Genomic DNA, 22,806 nt, shown 5'->3' with positions numbered 1-22,806 from the left:
GCTCAGAAAGAAAACGTTGGAAGATTAGTGCAGTAGATGACACAGTCAGCTACAAACTAAGCTGAAACGCAGTTCTTTCTGGAGGTGCGAACTCAACTTCACAGGATATGACACAGTGCAAAATGAATATTTATGGGATAGCCTTTCGGCTTCCACATACCTATCACTGCCTTAAAAATAGGATGTGATGCAGGATGTTTAGACAGGGGACGATGGAAGACTATAGCCGTATCACACGCAGTGCGATGCAATATAGTCTGAAGCGGAAACCTGTCTATCCTGCAGAACTCAACTTGCAGTAGGACCGCCCTTAGAAAAATTTTTCTAAGGGCTTTTCTGATGATTCATTCTGTAAGGAGTACCCCCTAATAGTAGGATGTGGGTCATAAATCCTTGTTTCACTGCTAAGACGCGCTAGGTAGTTCCACACTCTGGTCTGTATATTTTAGACTATGGTTATAGCACAAAATACCTGTTACATGGTATATTAATTTATGGTAAGATACCTTATCATTTTTTAATGAGAAAAGATTATCAAAAAACAATTAAATATGCTTCTATTGCAACAAAAGAATTTAACAAAATTGGATCAGTTATGGGGAGAATGAATACTGATCAATTATTAATAGCTGCTTTATACAAGAATCAAGAATTAGATGAAGCAAATCAATTGTTTAAACAATTTAAAAAAGAAAGTGAATGGATAGATGAAAACATTACAGGTTGAGAATATATCAAAAATTTATGGCAAAAAAGATAAGTTTGTAGCAGTAAATAACGTTTCTTTTGATATAAATCCAGGAGAAATTGTATCTTTAATTGGACCTAACGGTGCTGGTAAAACTACAATCGTTTCTATGATTGGTGGGTATATTGAAAAAACCTCGGGTAAGATTTTGGTAAATGGGAAAGAAAAAAATTATAAAAATGATATTGGTGTATCTTTTGGTGGAGATTTAGGATTCTATGGGAATGTTTCAGCCTATGATAACTTAATTTTTTATGCTGATTTAGCTAATGTTCCTTATAAAGAACGAAAAAAAGAAGTTCATCGCGTCTTAGATATTGTTTCTCTTGGAGAGGTAAAAAATAAAAAAGTGAAATATTTTTCTAAAGGTATGAATCAACGTCTTCATATTGCCAAATCATTGTTAAATAATCCTTCTTTATTATTACTGGATGAACCTACAAATGGCTTAGATGTAGAAGTAGCCAAAGAGATAAGGGATACTATAAAAGGATTAACTATTGAAGAAAATGTTAGCATCTTACTAACCAGTCATATTATGGGCGAAATAGAAACATTAGCTGATCGAATTATCTTGATTGGTGGCGGTAATATAAAATTTGAAGGTTCTCTAATGGATATCATTCATTACGCTGGATTACCTAATGGTACAAGTTTAGAAGATGCTTATTTATCTATTGCCCCCAGCTTAAGGAGATAGTTATGTTTCGATTTTTACGTTTATTTTTATTCCATTTAAAGGTTTATATTAGAAATCAATATTTTTTATGGTTACCAATTATTTCTACTATAACAATTTTTCTTTTACAGTATTTAACTGCTAATGGATATAAGCAACTAGATGATCCATATTTATGGATACGTAGCGCAATATTTGGCCTATGGACATCTGCTACAACAGCGACGGGATCGATAGGTTTTCAAAGACATTTAGGAACACTCAAATATTTAATTAATACTGGTATTAATGATTTCATGTCATTAACAGCTTTAATCTTACCCGCTTCTACTTTTGGCTTAATTTCTTTTCCTATATCTTTTACTCTAGCATTAATGTTTAACGTAAAGATTATGCATATAGATTTCAAGTTTATATTGTTAATTTTTATGCTATGGCTAAGTGTCGCTGTGATGGATATGTTAATTGCAGCTTTTTTTGTTCTAACCCCTGATGCCATAGTCTATGAAGAGCTTATCCATATTCCTATTTTATTGTGCAGTGGTTTACTTGGACAAGGAACTTGGTTTGAAAAAATAGCCTATTATACACAATGGGGAGTTCCAATAGTATACCCTATTCAACAAATGCTACCGGAAAATCCTGCTGATTATAGTATATGGGGATATCTCCTCTCACTAATTGTCTGGATAATCTTAGCGATTACTTTAGGAAGTTGGCTATTACGTCGTGCAAAAAAAGATGGGCAAGGGAGGTTAGTGTAATATGCGAGTTCAATTGTTATCACTGGTGCACTTTCGTAATATTAAACCTTTTATTACCTATTTCTTCATCTCTCCTATAATTCAGATGTTTTTATTTGTATTGATTAACCAACAATACTCTAGTTATATTAATTATAGTGTAGCTTTAGGGTCTATATTTATATCCGCGAACGCCAGTGCCATTAATACAATTAACCAACTGTTGGTTACTGATATAATACTGGATATTCATAAAGAGATGATCGTACATAAACCCTACTCTGTAAAATATTGGCTAGATAAGATAGGTACTGTTTATTTATCTTCTTTTCTGTTATTTATTATTCATACAGTCATTTTAGCGATATTTGGTTTAGGAATGGATCAAATATTAATAGCTATGATGATTTTACCTTTAAGTATTCTATATAGTCTATTATTGGGGATTATTTCTTTCTACCTTGCAATTAACATGAATAATATTTATTTCTTCAATAATATTTTTACAAATATTTTACCCATAATTGCTGGTTTAGCCATTCCCATAACCACATATCCAACTATTTTTAAGTTTATATCTAACCTTTTCCCTTACGGTGAAATATTACATTCTATTTATAACAATCAAATTAATATCTCTTATTTATATGTCCATATCTTAATCATCTTAATAGTTTGTATCATAATATATAAATACCGAGTTACCATACAGACAACATAATTTAGTGTTTTTCCCGTTTTAAGAGGGAAATCTAATTATTTATCTTAACTTTTGAATACGAGATAACAAAAAAAGAAAGCTTTTACTGATTGAATCTCAACCCGAAAACTGAACACTCAAAAAAAGAGTGTTGTAAGTTTTCGGGTTGAGATTCAGTAGAAAATTGAGGTGTTTTTCTGTTCCATTAGACATCTTATATTCAAAGTATCATGATACAATGTAAAAAAATCATGTGCTCCTTGTATTCTATTGGGGTATAGTTCAGGTTTATATCCATGCGTGTAAAAATTACGTTTTTCGGTTAATGACTTAGCTAAGCTTTTAATGGATCTAGACGGACTCCTGCCTTCTTTTTTTATGCAGGATTCAACTATTTCGTTCGGAAGCTGTCTAAATAAGTAGCTCAGCTTTGTTTGTAAAGAGTCTTCACCGATAAAGTGGATATTTTTAATGAAATGATCTCTATTCTGCTGTGAAACATTCTTGTTCACAAAGTCAGTTAGCAACTGTTGGTCTTCCTTTAGTTCTTCTTTTTTTTGTTCAATTGAATCATTAACGAAATTCCTATAATATATTTCTAGATTCCTAATTGAATTTAAAAGCTGAGTTTCTACATAATAAGGTAAGTATAAATCATTTAAATAACTGTCAATAATAAAACTCAGTTGTTCTTTCTTTAAATACCAACTATTTAAAATATTCTCAAATTCACTTTCTATAGAACGTAAGGTAAGAGATTTTTTAGGTGCTTTGGTTATTCGTTCTCCAGTTTGTCTGAAAAAATATCTCCCCTTGATTAAGGGATAAAATTTTTCTGAATTTTTCGGTAGAGCTTCTTTTTCACATAAAAATTCTAAGTATTCAAAATGCAACGGTGCTCCACTTAAGAATTCTATCAGCTTTTTAATATGTGTAGCGTTTTGGAAATAGATTGAAAGTCTTTTCCTTTCTCCATCATTCTCAAAGATTTTTAAATAGGAATTTTCTTCGAGGGAATGAGCAGAGCCATTAGTTTTATTTACAACAGCCACGGATTCTGATAGAGACAAGTTCTCAGAAAGAATATTAAACGTTCCTTCATTGTATTCATCCAGATTAAATTGCACAGCTCCTATATTTCTGTCCGGATATCTAAGGAACGAGATCGAACTTTTATCTATCCAGGTATGTAAATGATTAATAGAAAATTTAACATTTTCGACTATGGGTTCCTTTCCAGAATTACCAAAAATTTTATTAAAAGCAGATTTTATTACATCTTCTCCTTGAATTTTATTAAGACTTACGTCTAGTATATAAAATTCATTTACAGAGTATGAGTCAATGCTGAATCCCGGAATATTTTCCTTCCCACGTACTTTATAACACCCTTCTAAAGCCAATAATTTTCCATCCTGTGAAAAACCATAAATGCGATTTAAATGTTGGGTTTTGTGATCAAACATCCCATCAAAAGAATCAAATAATTCGAGAATAATAGAATCAGATTTATAGTGCAGAATACCTCTTATTCCATCCTCTATTTCCTCGTCTTCTCTAAACCATATAGCTAAAATATCAAAATCTTCATAAAGATTATATTCATTTAATTTCATTATTTTGCAAACTTCTCTTTCCATGACAAATAATAGCAACATAATCTTTATAAGCGGAATATTTACTCGACACTCTAAATCTACATCGATAACATTGAAAAATCAACATGCTGTTCATGTCTATTTTGGGTACACTCATAATCGACAAAAAAGCTGAATCAAAAAGTTGTAAACTTTTTCTGATTCAGCTTTTGCATTTAACCTAAAAAGAGCTTTATTCATTAACTCTTCTTTTTTTATGATTTCCTATGGAGTGATTTTGAGGTTTCGTTAGTGTGTATTGATCTGAAATCTCTTCAGGAGAGGGCACATGCAATTCTTCCAGAATCTCTTGCAATGCTCCTTCCATTTCCACTTTGTCGGTCTCTCTGTTAATTAACTGCCATCTGTCTAGCATATCTTCACCTCCTTAATTTGCTGCTTTGGACAGTTTGGGCTCATCCTTATAATAGGGTACTGGCGGATAAGTATAGTACCTGCGATACATCAAAACACCCAGTGCTGCTACGAACAAAACGAGCGACAAGCCTTGTGAAACTCGTAAGAAATCGCCTATCCATAAGCTGTCTGTTCGCATGCCTTCAATAAAAAACCTTCCTGCTGAATACCAAATGACATAGCTGAGCGCCACTTCTCCTTGGCGAAGGAATTGATTATTGTTCCGCAAAAGGAGCAACAAGGCGAAACCAACTAAACTCCATAAAGACTCATAAAGAAAAGTGGGTTGGTAAAGGTTCCGTTGATATTCATTTGGTTAATGATGAATTCCGGTAAGTACAAGTTTTCTAAAAATTGTCGGGTGACTGGACCGCCATGTGCCTCTTGATTGATGAAATTTCCCCAGCGACCAATCGATTGAGCTAGGAGGACACTAGGTGCCAGTATGTCTAGTAAAAGAGTTAGCGTCATTTTCTTTCTTCTTGCAAACCAATATACTGCGAGACCACCCACAATTAGCCCCCCATAAATGGCAATTCCACCATTCCAGATTGCGATGATTTCACTCGGATTCTGTATATAGTAGTCCCATTTGAATAAAACGTAATAAAGTCGGGCACCGATAAAGCCAATTGGTATGGCCCATAATGCCATATCTACCATGGTATCTTCTTCAAGTCCCAGTTTTTGGGCTTCCTTTGTAGCTAATGAAATGCCGATCAGCATCGCTAGAGCAACAATAATTCCGTACCAATAAATCTTTATCGGGACAATTGAAATAGCAACTGGATCGATTACCCTAAGTAAAACATTCATTCTTCAATCCCCTTCATAGCTTACATTAGTTAATTGTTTTAAATCACATAATTTAAGTTCAATTTGTGTAGTTATTTGTTTACAGACAATAAACCCTCATTTATATTGTCAAACACATTGTCAAAATCCCCTTCACCATTGATAACGTAAAGCAGATTTCGCTCCTTGTAGAAGTGAATAAGTGATTCCATTAATTCCTTATTAATGTGTAGCCTATTTTCAATCACTTCTGGTTTGTCATCCAGTCGAATTTTTTCCCTTTTTGATTCGATTTGGGACTTTCCTTGTTTTTCTTTTGAACGAAGATTCCCTCGTTGCGCTAACCGATGTCTTAACGTATCCTGACTTACATCTAAAAAGAAAACAGCGTCTAAATTCTGATTCTGACTTTGTAGGTAAGCTTCGAGCATTTTTGCTTGCTGTAGGGTACGTTGGTAACCATCCAGAATAAAGCCATTTTCAACATATTTTGCTTGTAAGCGACTCTTAACCAATGAGTTTATCCACTCATCTGGAACTGGCTCTCCTTTATTCATATATTCTTGCACTCTGAGTCCGAATGTATCTTTCTCCTTGGTTGCTTCTCGTAACATTTCACCAGTTGAAATAGCCGTCAGGTGGTACTCCTCTGCGATTCTTTTAGCTTGGGTGCCTTTCCCAGCACCAGGTAACCCTAAAAGGACTAGCCTCATAATTTTTCCTCCTTATAAACTAAAAAAGGAAGAGATGATTTTTTAAATCATTTCATCTCTTCCTTTCCTGTGAAACTATTGTATTTTTACACGATAAGGCCATTCAATTATTTCATGTGCCAAATAACTGTTTATTTTGGCTCTAATTTCAATGTCATAGCATTGATGGCAACAATTACAGTCGAAAGTGACATCAAGACGGCACCGACTGCTGGACTTAATGTTATGCCAATTGGTGCTAGTATTCCTGCAGCTATTGGGATCGCGATAAAGTTATACCCTGCTCCCCAAATAAGATTTTCTTTCATCTTACGTGTGGTCTTCTGAGCCAACTCGATAAAGGATTCAATGTCGCCAGGGTCTGACTGTGTCAAGATGACATCGGCTGAATCCAATGCTACTTGAGTTCCGGCACCAACAGCTATACCAACGTCTGCTAATGCAAGAGAAGGTGCATCGTTGACCCCGTCACCGACCATGATAACTTTCTTTCCTTCTGCTTTAAGTTTTTTAATTAATTCATATTTGTCTTGAGGAGATTGATTAGCTAGATAATCAATACCTAAAATTTCTGCAGCTCCTTGAGCCGCTTTTTCATTGTCACCCGTTGCCATAATCGGCTGAATATTGTTCTTTTTAAGGGCTTGTATTAAGTCTTTACTTGTTGGTTTTAATTCATCCCCTAAAGCTACAGCACCGATTGCTTCGTCGTTTTCTACTAAGACACTGAGGGTTGCTCCTTTTGGAATATCCATATTCAGATTATGTCCATATGATTTTTGACTGATTAATTGATAACGATGTCCGTTAGCTTGACCTTCTACACCAGCGCCAGAAATAACATCAATCGAATCAAAACTTACTGGACGTATCCCTTGCTGTTCTGCGTAACTAATAATTGACTGAGCGATAGGGTGACTAGATCCGCCTTCGATACCTGCTAATAAGGCAACAATTTCATCTTTCGTATATTTATCATTAAAGAGTTCAACATCTGATACTTTAAACTCACCAGTTGTTAAAGTTCCCGTTTTATCTAAAACTATAACATCTGCGTTTGTAGTCAACTCCAAAGCGTCCCGGTCTTTCACTAATAATCCCCGACTGGCCCCTAAGCTGGTACTACGAGCAGTCACCAATGGAATAGCCAGACCCAGGGCATGCGGACAAGCAATAACTAATGTGGTGACTGTAAAAATAACTGCCGTTGGTACATCAGCTATAACCATCCATATGACAAGGGCAATAAGCGCTACAATAACCGCAATATAAAAGAGCCATCCTGCAACTTTTTGTGCAAGATTTTCTGCTCGAGAAGATTGGCCTTGAGCTTGACTGATTAATGCCTGAACCTGAGAAATGAAGGACTTATCGCCCGTCTGCTTTATTTCCACATAGAGGACTCCGCCACCATTGGTTGATCCACCGATGACCTCATCTCCGGGATTTTTTTCAATTGGTTTCGATTCCCCAGTCACAAGCGCTTCGTTTACATGTGATTCGCCACGCTGGATCGTTCCATCTGCTGGAACATTTTCTCCGGCTTGAACACGAATCAAATCACCTACTTGCAAGTCAGCAACAGGACGAGTCTCAATCGAATCGTCTTCTAAAACAACATGAGCATCTTTCGGCACCAACTCAGCCAATGCTTTTTGCGCGTCCCCTGCTTCACCCAATGCCTTCATTTCAATCCAGTGTCCTAATAGCATGATTAAAATTAACGTTGCAAACTCAAAGAAGAAGTCCATGACATGTTCTCCAGTTACATATCGAGCGCCCACTGCGTAAACACTATAGGCATAAGAAACCGTTATTCCCAAAGTAACCAAGGACATCATGCCTGGAGCTTTTGAATTAAACTCATCTTTCGCACCCATGTAGAATGGTTTTCCGCCATAAATGTATAGAATTGTTGCCAATACAGCTGCTACAACGTCTGCATAAGGAAAGATAATTTGGAAAGGCAACTGAATATCCATCATAGGAGTAATGAGTAAGATTGCAATTCCTAATGGGAGTGACTTCAAGAAAATCTCCTTAAAGCTACCGTGATGGTGGTGGGCATGCCCTCCCATTGCGCCATGATCCATTTCACTGTGATTCATCTTGCTGTGATCCATCTGACTATGGTCCATCTTGCTGTGATCCATGTCGCCGTGATTATGATGACTATGTGACGAATGTTTTTTGTTATTACTCATTTTTAATTCCTCCTTATTATATTAGAGAATAATTTTAAAGTTTTATAACTTTCTCATCTAACACTACATATAATTCTCATGAAAAGGGTTCTATACTTTATCTCTATCTACTATCTATGAATAAACGGTATTCGTACTTTATGCACTTAATACTGAATAGTTAGTTTCTGCTAAAGCAGCATTGAGCGTTTCGGTATCAATCTCTGTTTGACTTTCAAGTACTGCTTTTTTAGTCGCTAAATCAACCTCTACAGATTCAACCCCTTCAATAGCTGAAAATCTTTCTTGTACCGTGTTCGCACAACCTGCACATTTTACGCCATCTAATAAGACTTCTTTTTTCATTATTCTATTCCCCTTTTTATTTTTTTATCTTCTCCTATTATATAGAATAGGAAGAAGTTTAAATCCCAAATAAGCTACGTGTTTTCTAAACAACTGCTGGTTTGAATCGTCTTAACCGTAAAGCATTGAGCAAGACCGATACGGAGCTGAAACTCATGGCGACTGCCGCAAACATTGGATTCATCAATGGTCCGCCAAAAATATGCAAGAGACCCATCGCAACTGGAATACCTACAAGGTTGTAAGCAAAAGCCCAGAACAAGTTTTGTTTAATGTTTCGTAGCGTTGCATGACTTAAATCAATCGCAGTCAATACAGCGGTTAAATCATTACGCATAAGGACAATATCAGCCGATTCAATCGCCACATCTGTACCTGATCCAACTGCAATACCGATATCTGCTTGAGCTAATGCGGGTGCATCGTTAATGCCGTCTCCAACCATCGCTACCTCCTTGCCTGCCTCTTGTAGTTTTTTGACTTCCTCTGCTTTATCTTCAGGTAATACTTCACTTAATACACTGTCTATACCCACTTGCTTAGCAATCGCTTTGGCTGTACGTTTGTTATCTCCAGTAATCATGATTACTTCAACACCGCGTCTTCTAAGTTCTTTAACAGCCTTCATACTATTTTCCTTGAGTGTGTCAGCTACTGCGATAATTCCAGCTAGTTTTCCATCAACAGAGAGATACATCGGTGTTTTTCCTTCGTCTGCTAAACGATCGGATTCTTTTTCCATGCTTGATAAATCAATCTTTTGCTCTAGCATCAGTTTACGGTTTCCAATGTACATATCTTTGCCCTCAATTTCAATTCGAATCCCGTGTCCAGGAATCGCTTCAAAATGATCTGGTTTAGCTAATATCATGTTCTCTTCTTTTGATTTCTGTACGATGGCTTCGCCTAATGGGTGTTCAGAACCTGTTTCACCGGAAGCTGCATAATATAAAAGATTTTCTTTAGTAATAAGAGGAGTTACCAAAATATCTGTCACGATAGGTTTACCTTCTGTCAGTGTCCCTGTTTTATCAAATACAACCGTGTCTAAATTATGAGTGGTTTCTAACGCCTCACCACTTTTTATCAAGACACCATGTTCTGCCCCTTTTCCGGTTCCAACCATAATACTTGTTGGAGTCGCCAAACCTAAGGCACATGGACAAGCAATGACAAGGGTTGTTATGATAACGGATAAAGTAAATATTCCAGATTGACCTGCAATTAACCAAGCAATCCCTGCTAAAACGGCTAATGCTATAACAATCGGTACGAAATATCTGGTAATGATATCGGCCATTCGAGCAATGGGTGCTTTAGACCCTTGAGCATCTTCTACTAATTTTATGATTTGAGATAGAGTTGTATCACTTCCCACTCGAGTCGCGCGGTAATCAATGGAACCATTTTTATTGATACTAGCCCCAATAACCTCGTCTCCACTTTCCTTTTCCACGGGGATACTTTCTCCTGTCAGCATTGATTCATCGACTGAAGTGCGTCCCTCAACAACAACACCATCTACAGGCATACTTTCTCCCGGACGAACTCGAATAACATCTCCTAAAGCGACTTCGTCCACAGTAATCTCTTGTTCCACACCATTACGTATCACTCGAGCTGTTTTAGGAACCAAGTTGACTAATTTTTCAATCGCTGAGGACATTTGCCCCTTTGATCGCTCTTCTAAAAATAACCCTAACGTATGAAGAGTTAAGATAACTCCAGTCACTTCATAGTAAAGTAAATCTGAAAAGTTCCCGTAACCTAAGCCAGCCCCGATCGTCGCTGCCAGACTGTATACAAAAGCGGCCGCGGTACCAAGGGCAATCAGGGAATCCATATTTGGGTGACCTTTAAATAAGGTTTTGAATCCCTTCTGGAAATATTCCCAGCTTACTACCATTATCGGCAAAGTCAGAATAAGTTGTAAAAGAGAAAAATTAAGTGCATTTATCATTGGGTTAACGATATTTGGTAGAGGCATACCGACCATTGGACCCATGGATATAATTAGTAAAGGGATTGTAAATATAATGGATATCCCAAAACGATTTGAAAGTTGCTTCATTCTTTTATCTTTTTTTTCACGCTTCTCTGCTCGTGAATTATCTTGAGTCTCAGTTGTTTCTAATACGGCTGCATAACCACTATTGGATACAGCACCAGTCACATCAGATACTGAAATTGCTGACGGGTTATAGGAAACTTGCATTTTTTCTGTCGCTAAATTGACGGAAGCTTTATCTACGCCCGACAACTTTCCGACGGCTTTCTCAATTGTCTGTGCACAGGATGCGCAGGTCATCCCTTCAATTGCAAAGGTTTGCGTCGTTCCTTCTTGGGCAATCAGTTCATACCCTGAATTATCCACCGCTTTTTGTAGATTTTCTACCGAAAAAGTTGGTTCATCGTACTCTATACTTAACTTCTCTGTTGCTAGGTTCACGGAAGCCTGTGTGACCCCACGTACTTTTTTTGCCGCTTTTTCTACTGTCTGCGCACAAGACGCACAGGTCATACCTTCTATGGCAAACGATTTATTCTCCAATTTTTTCACTCCTTATTCTCCATGATGATGTAAATGGCACTCGCATTGCCCTTCTGTACACTGACAATCCACTTCTTCTACTGCGAAAGCTTTTTTCATCTCTAATATTTCTTCTAGTCGCTGGATATCATCGAAGCTTAAGACATGATCTTCAATGATACTCCCTACTACATTCCCGACATTCTTTCGACAAATACGGTTGAAAATATCGTCTGTATAATTTCCTACGGCTTCTTTCTCTTCAATATTGGCAGTATAAATAAATTTTCTACCTTCTTGCTCTGTATTTAGTACGCCTTTTTCAACCAGTCGACCTAAGAGCGTTTTGATAGTGGCTTGTTTCCAGTCCATTTTTTCTTTCAATATGGAAATGACTTCTTTACTAGTCGCTTGGGTATTCGCCCAGACTACACGCATAACTTCCCATTCAGCATCTGTGATATGAGGGTTAACTACTATTGTACTCATTCACTTTCCCTCCTTATTGTCTACATTCGTAAACGTAAATATTTGAGATAAGTTTACTATTGTAAACCATTCTTGTCAAGTCTTTTTTAAATAAATGTAACCAGCTATTATTGCCTTTGTTTTCCTATCTTTACCCGATACTAATTATAAGGTTACCATTGATTTACTTTTATTGATTTTAGAATCCCTTATTTTTAAAATTATATTTTCTAAATATGATGAACACTATTGAGCAATTTAATTGTTTATCGTATTTAGGAAATCAAGAATTGAGAAAAAGCAGAAAAATAGAAAAAACCTATACACCCGGAAGTTATCATAGACTTCTTGTGTATAGGGATCTTTTTACTTTTTAAATTTATTGAATGTTTATTCTTCTCCGTTTTCTTCTATATCTTCAATTAATTGTTCCATCTCAGCAATTTCTTCTTCTTGTGCTTGTATAATTTCTTCACTTAATTGCTGTACTCGTGAATCTGTGAGATTGGCATTTTCACTAGTCATAATAGCGGTAGAGTGGTGTGGAATCATGGCTCTCATCCAAGCAGTATCGTCTACGCCAACTTGGTTTTGAATAAGCCCAAACGATCCCAGCACGAGTAAGACTGAAAGCCCCATTATAACGGTGTTTAATTTTTTATTATCATACATTTTCCACATAAAACCCATCATAATGATAGCCATGACTGCGCCCATCAAAATAGCCATATAAACACGGGTTTGACTCAAGTAAATGTGCGCAAATTCATTGACATTCACAAACATTAGAAAATACATAATGACTGTTGAAGTTAAAATCATGAGGGCAAATTTTAGGTATTTATTCATAATTATCCGTCCTTTTTTAGCATTTCTTAAACTTTAAGTTTGGTAGGTATTTTAATGTACCACTAGTGATTATTGAACTAATTCTTCTTCAACAAACCATTTATGATTACGAACAACTGCTCCGCCATCTGTTGGTTGGTAATCCACCATATAAACATTCGTAGTTACAGCGTCATCAATTATTGCAGTTGCTCCTTCCATACCTTCCATATGGTTGGCTTCTAATGTCACTTCTTCTCCAGGTTCAAATGCGCCTTTGGTTGACTCAGAAATTTCTTCGTGGATAACCCAGCGATGATTTTCCTCTCGTTCTCCACCATTGGTTGGATTGAAAGAAACTTCATAAGCCGTCGTAGCAAATACGCCAGAAACAGTTGCTTCGGCACCTTCCATTCCAGGCATATGACCGCGCTGAAGAATAACAGATTCTCCTACTTCGTACATCGGATTTTCAGCTTCTTCCAAGCCTTCTGTAATTTCTCCCGACTCATCATGCTTCATATCTCCCATATTATCCATATCTCTTGTTTTTTTGGACTCGCTAATTATCTGGTTCTCATAGCTATCTTCTAATGATGGTTGATTTTCAAGTGTGTAGTTAGCAAATATTAAATCAGCGTTTTTAATATTAAATGCTTCAGTTAAATCGTCTACTGAAAAATTAGTACTTTGAGAAATCGCCCAGAGAGTATCTCCCCAAACCACTTCGTAATTTTGAAGTTCTTCTAATGTATCGTATTGGGAAACATCTGCTTGTACTTCTTCTACTGTACGCGCTCTCCAAAATTGGCTTGAGTCTTGTACTTCTTCCCCTAATTCTTCCTCTACTAGCCATTTATGATTTTCAACAGTATCGCCTGTTTCTGTATCCGTGTACGTGACCATATAAACAGTGGTGTCTTCTACCGAATCAATAGTTGCGGTCACCCCTTGCATACCGGGCATATGGGAAGCTTCTAGAACGACTTCGTCACCTGCTTGGTAAGGCTCGTCTTGGGCATTTTCAACTTCCTCGTGTACAACCCATTTGTGATTGGCGATTTCCTCTCCTGTTTTGGTGTCGTTATAGGTGATTTCATAGGCAATTGAATCAAAGGCACCTACAACCTCACCTGTAGCTCCCATCATTCCTGGCATGTGATCGGTTTGAATCGTTACTTCGCTTCCTTCTGGATAAGTTGGATTTTCTGCTTCTGCCAATCCTTCTGGAATTGCCCCAGATTCATCATGTTCCATACCTTCGTGGCCTGTTTGAGATTTATCCGTTGTTTCGCTAGCCACCGTTTTCGATCCAGTTTGAGCAGCATTATCTGCATCATCAAGTGTATTCGCGCCTACCTTATTCACTAGTGGATAAGAACTTAATAATGCTACAGATAAAAGACTACTTATAATTGTTTTTTTCATACGATTTCTCTCCTTTTGGTGATACCACCTTTGTCTACAAATGTAGTTGAATGAACTTACATGTAGTTTATAATTACCCCTTATCATTGTCAAACACTTTGGTTTTTATCAATTACAAATGAAGACTTATCGTTGTTTTTATTATCTCATCAATATTTAAAAAGCGATTCCATAATAAACACGTAGATTAATTTAGAAACCAAAGACAACAAATTATCCCTTAGATCACCTATAAATCCCTTATTAATGCCCACTAATTTTAATTGTTTTTAAAGTACTTCTTTTACAAGTTCAGTCAAGCCCATATCTTTCGTTAAGATTTATGTTGCAACCTATAGTTATAAGAAATGAATATGGCAAAAAATGATTAGGTAGCGTTTATTAATCCATGATCATTAGTCTTAACTTTTGAATACAGTTTTTTTATTTTTTAGATATTTTTAGAGTCCATAATATCTATTTTTGTTAATGCTAAATTAGAATAGGCAATTATTGCCAAATAAGTTTCGGCACTTTATTCCAGAAATATAAATAAATTTTTTGATGAGATTGGAAAACCGGTGTCTACAAACTTTGTATATGGATATGAGGATCCTAAAAATTCTTCATTTTTGCTTTTAGGAAGTCTTTCTGTTATTGACCAAAAATATTATATAGCAGCCTTTTTCGAAAATGAGATTGTTCTTGCGCTACTGACTAGAACTGGTAAATTTCAGGGGAACTATATAAGTATACCTCAAAATCAAATTAAAGATATCAGAGTGAAGAAAGGTTTAATACAATACAAGGTAATAATAGATATTGATAATCAAAAACATATCTTAAAGTGTAATAAATTCATCTTCAATATGCCATGGCAAAAAGAAAATATTCAGCATCTAGAAAATAATGCATGGTATATTAAATAGCTAAAGACTATCATTATTACTAAACGTAAAGGCCCTCTAAAGTTAGTTTTTCCTCTAACTTTAGGGGGCCTCTATATATCTTAGTATTTTTTATACCAAACTAAATATCACCTTTCTTTAGGGTAGTTATTTCGGCTATACCCCTCTCATCAACTTTGATATCCACTCTCATAGCTTTGATCCTTTAGCATAACCTTTTATTAATGATTTTCTTGTTCTAAAGCATAATCCTCATACACTTGATTAGCGTCGTAATCTAATTGCCATACTGGCGTATAAATTGGGTTAATAGTCACCGCATATTCATCTGTTTTGGGATCATTATAATAACTTAATACGGTTTGAATATTCGGATTATTTAAATCTTCTTCTCGAACCGCAATAGTTAAAAAATATTCAGGTGGAGTCTGTTTAGGATCTTCCATAGCTAAAGCATCATCCACATCGTATCCTGCATCCTCAAAATAAGAAACGGCTGTTACTGCTAAATCTAAATCTTGTAATGCTCGAGGTAGTTGTGCTGCTGGCATATAAGTAAAGGAAATATTTTTAGTATTTTCTATAATATCGTCTTCTGTAGGAAAGGCGCCCACATCATCAGCCAAAGTGATTAATCCAATACTATCTAAAAAATGGAAAATATAGCCAATACTTACATCGTCTTCATTCATCCCAATAACAGCATTATTTGGAATATCTTCTAAACTCTTCACATTCTTATCACTAGCATATAATCCTAACCTAGCAACTAATGAGAATCCAATCGGACGAATTTCATTGTTAGCCTCTTGATTATAAGTATACATGAAAGGGATATATTGAAAATTATTTATATCAATTTCACCTTCAGATAATGCATTGTTGGCAGCTGTAAAGTCACTGAATAGAACAGGTTCTAAATGAATATTTTCACCTGCATCCTCTAAACGATCTGCTACATTTTGCCACATATCTTCTGTAATTGAGGAGACGACACCTACTTTTAAGTTGACTAAATCTTTATTCGTTGTTTCATCTAGACTTTGTTCAGATTGATTAATATTTGTACCACTATCAGTAATCTCATTATGGCCACATGCCATCATTACAGGTATTAAAACCAGAACCCACCATAATTTTTTCATATAACTTCTCCTAAGCTTAACTCATAATATATCAAGTAGTATTTTTTAAATAAAAAATGAAAGTAGCGAAAACTAATTGAATCATATTTTTTTCGCTTTAAAAATTATTTAAATATAAACATATGCCCAGTAAGTTTCATGGCCGTTTAACTCAGTTGGCTAAAGACGTTTTCAATAGTGTCTTCAAATACTAAGGTATCGTGATATGGCATTTGAAGTGGTGATTTGTTTACTACGGTTAGGTATTTTCCTCTGAAGTAATTTAAGAATCCCGCTGCTGGATATACGACTAAACTTGTTCCTAAGATCACTAATAAATCTGCTTGGCGAATTTTATCCACTGCCCCGTTCACTACATCTTGGTCTAATTGTTCTTGGTACAAGACAATATTAGGTCTAACAATACCTTGATCAATTGGACAGCGCGGAATACCATCCTGGTCTAATTGAAGTTCTTCTAATTTATAATGATGGCCGCATGAGACACAGTAGTTATCTAAAGTGCTACCGTGTAATTCATAAACCGCTGCTGAACCAGCTTTTTGGTGCAGACCGTCAATATTTTGTGTAACCACTGAAACATCTTTACCTGACCCTTCCAAGCTGGCAATAAATTCGTGCCCTATATTAGGCTTGGCTTCTGGATAGACTAATTTATCAAAGTGATAAGCAAAGTATTCCTTTGGATATTGTGTAAAGAACTGATGCGAAACGATTTCTTCTGGGCTATAAGTCCCTCCTAAATCTTCCATAAAAAGGCCATTCGCGGACCGGAAATCAGGAATACCAGAGGCCGTAGACATACCCGCTCCTGTGAAAAAGACAATACGTTGACTATCCTGAATTTGTTGTTTAAATTGTTGGATTTTATCGTCCATGATAATCCTCCTTTAGATAATGCTCTACTTATTCTAACATTACCAAATTTATCATGCGAAATATCAAACCATTAAAACTTGAGCAAACCAAATGTTTATAAAATGAATAAGACTTACAGGATTGACATCGCTTAAGATCTTTAATCAAAAAAAGAGAGCCAGAAATATCCGACTCTCTTAAATGCGCACCGAAGCAATACATCTCTATTCGCTAAGCATATAATTTTTATTACCCATTTAACGCAATCACTATTTGTCTAATTGGTTTAACGGTAGAATTTCTTCTTCAATGACTTCTTGATATTGGTTTTTTATTTTCTTCCAATAATTTAATCGGGTAAATCCTTTACTTCGATATTGATTTAAAAATTTCTCGGTATCCATATTATCCTTTAGGTTTTGTTCACCAATTTGTCGGCCTTCTTTTTCAGGTATATATGAATCCACTAAATATCTAAAATCATCTTTATTAAAATAATAGTCTAAAGCAATATCTGTTTCTATTTTATCTTTTCTAGCTTGAACTTTTTCTCTAATTTTTTTAGAAACACTGAATTCATCTGTAGCATTTGTACCCATAAATAGTGCTTCTCGCCAAACTTCATCTACTAACTCGCCTAGTTTAGGGTTACTTTCTTTAAATTTAGCAAGGTGTACTTCTACATCTTTTAATCGTTTATCCGTATTTTTAGCTGTAGGTGCATTTACAATAGATTGCATTAAGAGCATTAGGTATTCATAATCAATTTGTTGCTTGCCAACTTCAGATAATTGATAATCAAAATCAACGGTTATCTCATCTGGATTATCTTCATCGTTCTCACGTATAATCTCTAACGCATTTTCATACTTTCCATGATAATCTTCGATTTTATCGGGATTTAAACCAAATTTTTGTGAAAACACCTCTTCGTTATATTCCATATAAACTTGAATGGCTCCGTAAGTTTTATCAAATTGTTGATAAGCATTCACAAATAGTTTTAAGCGATCCAAATCATCATTCATATCAATACTTTCGGGATTAGGTGCTACTTCATTTAATTTATGAAACGCCTCAATAAATCGTTCATAACTTTCATCCCAGTTTGGTGCTTGTATTTCATTCTCACCACCATTTGAATACAAGTAGAAAGCCTCTTCCACTGCTGATTGGAATCGATTTGGATATTCAAATACTAAAACTTGTCCATATCTTTTATCGCGGTCATAAATTCGGTTGGTTCTAGAGAAGGCTTGTATAATCCCTTGTGGCGTCATTGGTGGTCGATCGATTAATAATAAGGCTGTAGATGGTGAATCAAATCCGGTTAATAACCGATCTACAACAATCACAATATCAATTTGTTCGCTACGAGATTGGTAGATATCTCTTTTTCGAGCTAAACGATTATTGACATCATGGTTAAATGTCCCTATTTGTCCTAAATCAAAATTGGTATTGAACATTTTATTATAATCTTGCATCACTTTTTTAAACTGTTCTTGGCGTTCAAACGATGTTTCTTCAGTTTCTTGCAGTGAGTATGTCACCGTTACTTTAGGGAAGTCAGCAACATGTCGTTTAGTTTTTTCTGAAATCTTAACTGAACTTTCCCCTCGGATTACTTGTTGAAACAATTCGTAGTAGCGTTGTGCATCCGGTATTGATTTGGTTGTTAATATAGCACTGTATGTCTTACCAGGACCTCTATTTAATTTAAATTTATGTCTTGAATTATTGATGATTTTATCAATAACTTGAAGTTTATGTTCATCACTTTCGTAGGCTTCTTTGGGTAAGTATTTCTCTATTTCTTGATCACTTAAATCAGCTACATCAATGCCTTGTCGGATAACGTAATCAAGCATAGAGTCTTTGTCTACTGTATCCACATATTCTACTTGAAAACCTAAAACAGCATTATCATGGATTGCTTCCTTTACAGTATATTCATGCAGTCTAGGCCCATATTGCTCCTCAGTTGTCCGCGCTAGGTTCCCCTTCTCGTCTCTCGCATTTTCCGCAAATATCGGTGTGCCAGTAAAGCCGTACCAAAGTGATTTAGGGAAGAATTTAACAATCTCTTGCTGCTTTTCTGGGGATACAGCTCGGTGGCATTCATCTACTACAAAACCAAGGTTTAAGTTACGAAGTCGTCTTGCGTTTCGATTATCTTCTTTGTTCGCATATCTTTTCATGACATGGTTTAACTTTTGAATAGTCGTTACGATAAGATTGCGTTCACTAGAAAGTAATTTTGTTACTAAGTCTCTGACACTATCCGTTTGGTCAACCGATACGACATCATTTTCAGCGTAAGATTGGAATGCAGTACCAGTTTGTTGGTCTAAATCCTTTCGGTCCACAATAAAAATGGTTTTATCTAGAGAGGAACCTTTTCTTAACAAGTTACGCGCTACTTTGTACGACGTAAGCGTCTTACCTGACCCTGTCGTATGCCATACATAACCAGATTGTCTCATAGCTACTGCACCCTCAACTGCTTGAATCGCATGAATTTGATAAGGGCGCAACAGAATAATTGCTTTCTTATCTCGATCTAATACTAAAAACTCAGTAACCATTTTATGCGCTTGCGGTATAGATAACACTTCTCTAGCAAACTCTAGATATTTATTGACGCGTTTATTTTCCTTATCAACCCAAGAAGTAAGGAATTCTCTATTTAAATGCTGTGCATCGGCGGCTGCTATATACTTTGTATCCACACCATTAGTTACGACAAACATTTGAAGCGTTGAAAAGATGCCTCTATATTTACCTTCTTCAGAATACTTTCTAATCTGTTCAAAAGCAGACATATAGCCGACAGTCTTTTTCTTTAATTCAATTTGAATCATCGGCAAACCATTAATCAATAAAGTAACATCGAAACGGCGATCACGATCCATTTCAGCTTCTCGGTCTACACGATATTGACGAATTACTTCATAAACAGAAGTTCCTCCTGAAACGTTATCACTTCTAAAGACTTCTAACTGAACCATACCTAAAGATGCATCTTCTCTTTGTACATCAACCTTCGCAATCCCATTTTCACCTCTTAACCAAACTGCAGCTTGATAAGGTGAAGAGAAATTTAACTGAGCTTTGATTTGTTCAAATTCCAAATCTGTTAAAGGTTTATCAACCAAATATTTTTTATTATTCATAAATAATATATTTTTAAAATTTTCCCATAACTGTGCTTCAGTTTTAATATCATCTCTGGGCTGCCATTGTGAATCTCCGTTAACTAATTGATCAATTAAACATTTTTCCATCTCCAACTCAGAAAGCCCCATATTCTCACTCCTACACTGGTTTATCATTACTGATAATATAACATATTTATATACCAAAAAAACTATTCACGCTTGGGAACAGTGTAAGTTAGGCTCAATTTATGACTTTAGTAAAGGCAAGGGATTACCATTAAATAGTTTTACTTATTCTAAGGATGATCCTGCTATTGCTTATGGACATTTATATACAAAATATTCAGAAGTAATTAGTGAAGTGTATCTAAGTTCTAATGATCAGGGTGTATTATCAAAAGATAATGATTTACTGTTTCCGGGATCTTCTACAGTTCCTAATGGTACGGCTCAAGCAAATGCAATTACGTTAAATAATATTAAACTTGGTGGGGATATAATAATTGGCAGACCCAAACAAAATGTTCTTGTTTCATCTATTTTTATGAGTTATCAAATTAATTCACAAAGACAAAAGTTGTTTCCTATCACTGTTGGTACAACCATCACTCATATGTATGGGAAAGATCTTTCTAAGATTAAATTTTCTATAACAAGCTATTCAGAACAAGAAAAAATAAGTGAGTTTTTCAAACAATTAGATAACATGATCACTCTTCATCAAGAAAAATTAGAGCATTTGAACTTAATTAAACAATCATTATTACAAAATATGTTCACCTAAAAAGGCTGCAACCCCTAAAAATTCATGAGACTGGTTACAGCCGTTGCACTCATTATACTAAGGAAGACAAGTGTCTCATAATCTTATCGTTATCTTGATTTTCAAGTTCATGAATAATATGTAAGTATGTTTCTTGAGTTGTTGACATGCTAGAATGTCCTAATCTTCTTGCTACAGTCGCTATTGAAACTCCTGCAAATAATAGTAATGATGCATGTGTATGTCGTAGACCATGGATAGAAATTTTAGGTATATTAGTACTTTGGCATAAGGCTTGAAGTCTATTATTAACAGTTGAATTATATACTCGCTTCTTCACAAAGATTAAAGTTTCGTTATCCATATTTCTAGTCAATTGTGAAAATTGCATAGCAGTTTGCCAATCTAATTGAATTTTTCTTTTAGAAGACGTATTTTTAGTTTCTTGGAAAGATCCCTTAGGTGATTTATAGTCCCATGTTTTACTTATAGTTAATTTTTGTGTAGTAAAATCGAAATCTTTAGGGGTTAAAGCAAGAGCTTCAGAAAAACGAAGACCAGTTTTGATAATTAGTAAAATAAACCAGTCCCAATTAATATCTTCTGATAAATCCATTTGCCTAATTAATGCTTGAACTTCAAATTGATTGAGATATCTTGGCCTTTTATTTCGAGGTTTAATGCCTTTAATTACTACCTTTCTCGTTGGATTGATTGTGAGTATTCCCTCGTCCATTGCATCAAAAATAGCACTTTTAATTTGGTGATGAAAATCCATAGTTGTTTGCTTTTCATGGGTTAATGCGAAATCATTAAGTAAGGATTGATATGATTTTCTAGTTAAATCAGCAATTTTTAAATTTGGTGCAAGATGTTCCAAATGTTTTTGACTATTATAATACTTACTTAACGTTATTGGACGAATAGCTCCAACTTTGTAGAGCTCAATCCACTCAAGAAAGTACTCAGATAATAATAAATTTTTTCTATTTTTTTTCATAATAAAACCTCCATAAAATAGTGATGATTTACCATCGCTATATATTATGGAGGTTTTAATGTCCTTTAAATAAACATTTGCTGTAGTAATTCTTTTTTTAATGATTTTAATTGATCTAATCTATGATGATGAACAGTGATAAGGTTGTCCAATTCTTTGAAAAATACACCAATTATTTCTTGTTCGTTTTTATTGGGAATAAAAACTTTTATACTGTTAATATCGGAGCTATTATACGAAGGTAAGGCTCCTACTTGTGCATACCTAGGTAGATAAATAGTTTCAAATAATATTTTACCAAAATCTGAATTCCAAGAATCACCAAATATATACGCCATAGTATTGTTATCAAGTAAAAATGGTGTTCTAACAATCCGCTTTCTGTTTAACATAATTGCTGCACCAACTTTTGCAAAGATCACAGCTGGAACATTCATTATTGGTTTCCAATTTCTTTTTTTTAGTTGTTCTGTATCAACATAATTATTTGAATTTTTCATTTCATGTTCATTTCCAATATTATTCATATCAGAAACTTTAAAAAATGGAATCCCTTTTTTACCACCTTGTTCCTCATCTGGAAAACCAATTCCAGATTTTGATTCACCTAATTCCCCCAGCTTACGCTGTTTCCAATCTTCATTAAAGTTAGCAAACCTTAATTTAGGTACAGTTTCGTCCTTTTTTGGAAACATTTGCTGTAATAATGCTTGTTTGAGCTTTTCTAATTGGGCTAACTTACGCTGATGAAGAGTAA

At 35.2% G+C, this 22,806-nt stretch carries 20 protein-coding genes and 1 pseudogene; 6 read left to right on the top strand and 15 right to left on the bottom strand.

The features are described from left to right. Positions 1 to 595: 595 nt before the first annotated feature. Genes HMPREF3116_RS09305 through HMPREF3116_RS09040 form a run of 4 tightly spaced genes read left to right on the top strand, consistent with a single transcriptional unit; the run spans position 596 to position 2,891 of the window. Positions 596 to 727 (top strand): hypothetical protein, encoded by a 132-nt coding sequence (locus HMPREF3116_RS09305; protein ID WP_256365724.1) that lies wholly within the window; start codon positions 596 to 598, stop codon positions 725 to 727. Further along, positions 708 to 1,448, top strand: coding sequence for an ABC transporter ATP-binding protein (locus HMPREF3116_RS08505; RefSeq protein WP_070469170.1), 741 nt, complete (start codon positions 708 to 710; stop codon positions 1,446 to 1,448). Before HMPREF3116_RS09305 ends, HMPREF3116_RS08505 begins: the two co-directional genes overlap by 20 nt. Positions 1,449 to 1,450: 2 nt before the next feature. Further along, positions 1,451 to 2,191 (top strand): multidrug ABC transporter permease, encoded by a 741-nt coding sequence (locus tag HMPREF3116_RS08500; RefSeq protein ID WP_070469169.1) that lies wholly within the window; start codon positions 1,451 to 1,453, stop codon positions 2,189 to 2,191. A 1-nt stretch (position 2,192) separates the two neighbouring features. After that, the gene (locus HMPREF3116_RS09040) at positions 2,193 to 2,891 is read left to right on the top strand and encodes a hypothetical protein (protein WP_070469168.1); all 699 of its coding nucleotides are present in this window, start codon (positions 2,193 to 2,195) and stop codon (positions 2,889 to 2,891) included. Between the two features lie 152 nt (positions 2,892 to 3,043). Here the strand turns inward: HMPREF3116_RS09040 and HMPREF3116_RS08490 are convergent, their stop codons facing one another. The 10 genes and pseudogenes from HMPREF3116_RS08490 to HMPREF3116_RS09030 all read right to left on the bottom strand — a co-directional run bounded on the left by HMPREF3116_RS08490 (position 3,044) and on the right by HMPREF3116_RS09030 (position 14,235). Continuing rightward, the gene (locus tag HMPREF3116_RS08490; protein ID WP_168125819.1) at positions 3,044 to 4,486 is read right to left on the bottom strand and encodes an ApeA N-terminal domain 1-containing protein; all 1,443 of its coding nucleotides are present in this window, start codon (positions 4,484 to 4,486) and stop codon (positions 3,044 to 3,046) included. A gap of 214 nt (positions 4,487 to 4,700) precedes the next feature. Then, complete coding sequence (locus HMPREF3116_RS09035; protein WP_070469167.1) at positions 4,701 to 4,883, bottom strand: hypothetical protein; 183 nt, start codon at positions 4,881 to 4,883, stop codon at positions 4,701 to 4,703. A 12-nt stretch (positions 4,884 to 4,895) separates the two neighbouring features. Then, positions 4,896 to 5,740 (bottom strand): annotated as a pseudogene (lgt, locus tag HMPREF3116_RS08480) (prolipoprotein diacylglyceryl transferase). A gap of 71 nt (positions 5,741 to 5,811) precedes the next feature. Next, positions 5,812 to 6,432 (bottom strand): adenylate kinase, encoded by a 621-nt coding sequence (locus HMPREF3116_RS08475; protein WP_070469166.1) that lies wholly within the window; start codon positions 6,430 to 6,432, stop codon positions 5,812 to 5,814. A gap of 131 nt (positions 6,433 to 6,563) precedes the next feature. After that, the gene (locus HMPREF3116_RS08470) at positions 6,564 to 8,636 is read right to left on the bottom strand and encodes a heavy metal translocating P-type ATPase (RefSeq protein ID WP_070469165.1); all 2,073 of its coding nucleotides are present in this window, start codon (positions 8,634 to 8,636) and stop codon (positions 6,564 to 6,566) included. 138 nt (positions 8,637 to 8,774) lie between these two features. Then, on the bottom strand, positions 8,775 to 8,981 hold the full coding sequence (gene tcrZ / locus HMPREF3116_RS08465; protein WP_002294571.1) for a copper chaperone TcrZ: 207 nt from the start codon (positions 8,979 to 8,981) through the stop codon (positions 8,775 to 8,777). Between the two features lie 85 nt (positions 8,982 to 9,066). Further along, on the bottom strand, positions 9,067 to 11,532 hold the full coding sequence (locus tag HMPREF3116_RS08460; protein WP_083272824.1) for a heavy metal translocating P-type ATPase: 2,466 nt from the start codon (positions 11,530 to 11,532) through the stop codon (positions 9,067 to 9,069). A 12-nt stretch (positions 11,533 to 11,544) separates the two neighbouring features. Next, complete coding sequence (locus HMPREF3116_RS08455; protein ID WP_070469164.1) at positions 11,545 to 12,000, bottom strand: CopY/TcrY family copper transport repressor; 456 nt, start codon at positions 11,998 to 12,000, stop codon at positions 11,545 to 11,547. A 369-nt stretch (positions 12,001 to 12,369) separates the two neighbouring features. After that, positions 12,370 to 12,828: a DUF305 domain-containing protein gene (locus tag HMPREF3116_RS08450; protein WP_069286684.1), complete on the bottom strand. Its 459-nt coding sequence runs from the start codon at positions 12,826 to 12,828 to the stop codon at positions 12,370 to 12,372. A 69-nt stretch (positions 12,829 to 12,897) separates the two neighbouring features. Next, positions 12,898 to 14,235: a DUF1541 domain-containing protein gene (locus tag HMPREF3116_RS09030; RefSeq protein ID WP_168125818.1), complete on the bottom strand. Its 1,338-nt coding sequence runs from the start codon at positions 14,233 to 14,235 to the stop codon at positions 12,898 to 12,900. 560 nt (positions 14,236 to 14,795) lie between these two features. On the opposite strand from HMPREF3116_RS09030, the gene HMPREF3116_RS08440 reads away from it, so the two are divergent. Next, on the top strand, positions 14,796 to 15,143 hold the full coding sequence (locus tag HMPREF3116_RS08440; protein ID WP_083272823.1) for a hypothetical protein: 348 nt from the start codon (positions 14,796 to 14,798) through the stop codon (positions 15,141 to 15,143). Between the two features lie 200 nt (positions 15,144 to 15,343). Here the strand turns inward: HMPREF3116_RS08440 and HMPREF3116_RS08435 are convergent, their stop codons facing one another. The 3 genes from HMPREF3116_RS08435 to HMPREF3116_RS08425 form a co-directional block, all read right to left on the bottom strand. After that, on the bottom strand, positions 15,344 to 16,267 hold the full coding sequence (locus tag HMPREF3116_RS08435; RefSeq protein WP_070469162.1) for a MetQ/NlpA family ABC transporter substrate-binding protein: 924 nt from the start codon (positions 16,265 to 16,267) through the stop codon (positions 15,344 to 15,346). 146 nt (positions 16,268 to 16,413) lie between these two features. Further along, positions 16,414 to 17,145 (bottom strand): NAD-dependent protein deacylase, encoded by a 732-nt coding sequence (locus HMPREF3116_RS08430; protein ID WP_070469161.1) that lies wholly within the window; start codon positions 17,143 to 17,145, stop codon positions 16,414 to 16,416. Between the two features lie 249 nt (positions 17,146 to 17,394). Further along, positions 17,395 to 20,433 (bottom strand): type I restriction endonuclease subunit R, EcoR124 family, encoded by a 3,039-nt coding sequence (locus tag HMPREF3116_RS08425; protein ID WP_070469160.1) that lies wholly within the window; start codon positions 20,431 to 20,433, stop codon positions 17,395 to 17,397. Here HMPREF3116_RS08425 and HMPREF3116_RS08840 point away from each other — a divergent pair. Then, on the top strand, positions 20,396 to 21,070 hold the full coding sequence (locus HMPREF3116_RS08840) for a restriction endonuclease subunit S (RefSeq protein WP_083272822.1): 675 nt from the start codon (positions 20,396 to 20,398) through the stop codon (positions 21,068 to 21,070). The two genes, HMPREF3116_RS08425 and HMPREF3116_RS08840, sit on opposite strands and share 38 nt — an antisense overlap. A 52-nt stretch (positions 21,071 to 21,122) precedes the next feature. Here HMPREF3116_RS08840 and HMPREF3116_RS08415 read toward each other — a convergent pair whose 3' ends face one another. Beyond that, complete coding sequence (locus tag HMPREF3116_RS08415; RefSeq protein WP_371440310.1) at positions 21,123 to 22,049, bottom strand: site-specific integrase; 927 nt, start codon at positions 22,047 to 22,049, stop codon at positions 21,123 to 21,125. A gap of 65 nt (positions 22,050 to 22,114) precedes the next feature. Beyond that, the coding region (locus HMPREF3116_RS08410) for a restriction endonuclease subunit S (RefSeq protein ID WP_246819084.1) at positions 22,115 to 22,806 on the bottom strand (692 nt) is incomplete at its 5' end.

It is taken from the genome of Aerococcus sp. HMSC10H05 (assembly GCF_001806975.1).
GTDB lineage: Bacteria > Bacillota > Bacilli > Lactobacillales > Aerococcaceae > Aerococcus > Aerococcus viridans_B.
Note: the sequence above shows the minus strand (reverse complement) of the source record. Positions and strands in the feature narration are given on the sequence as shown.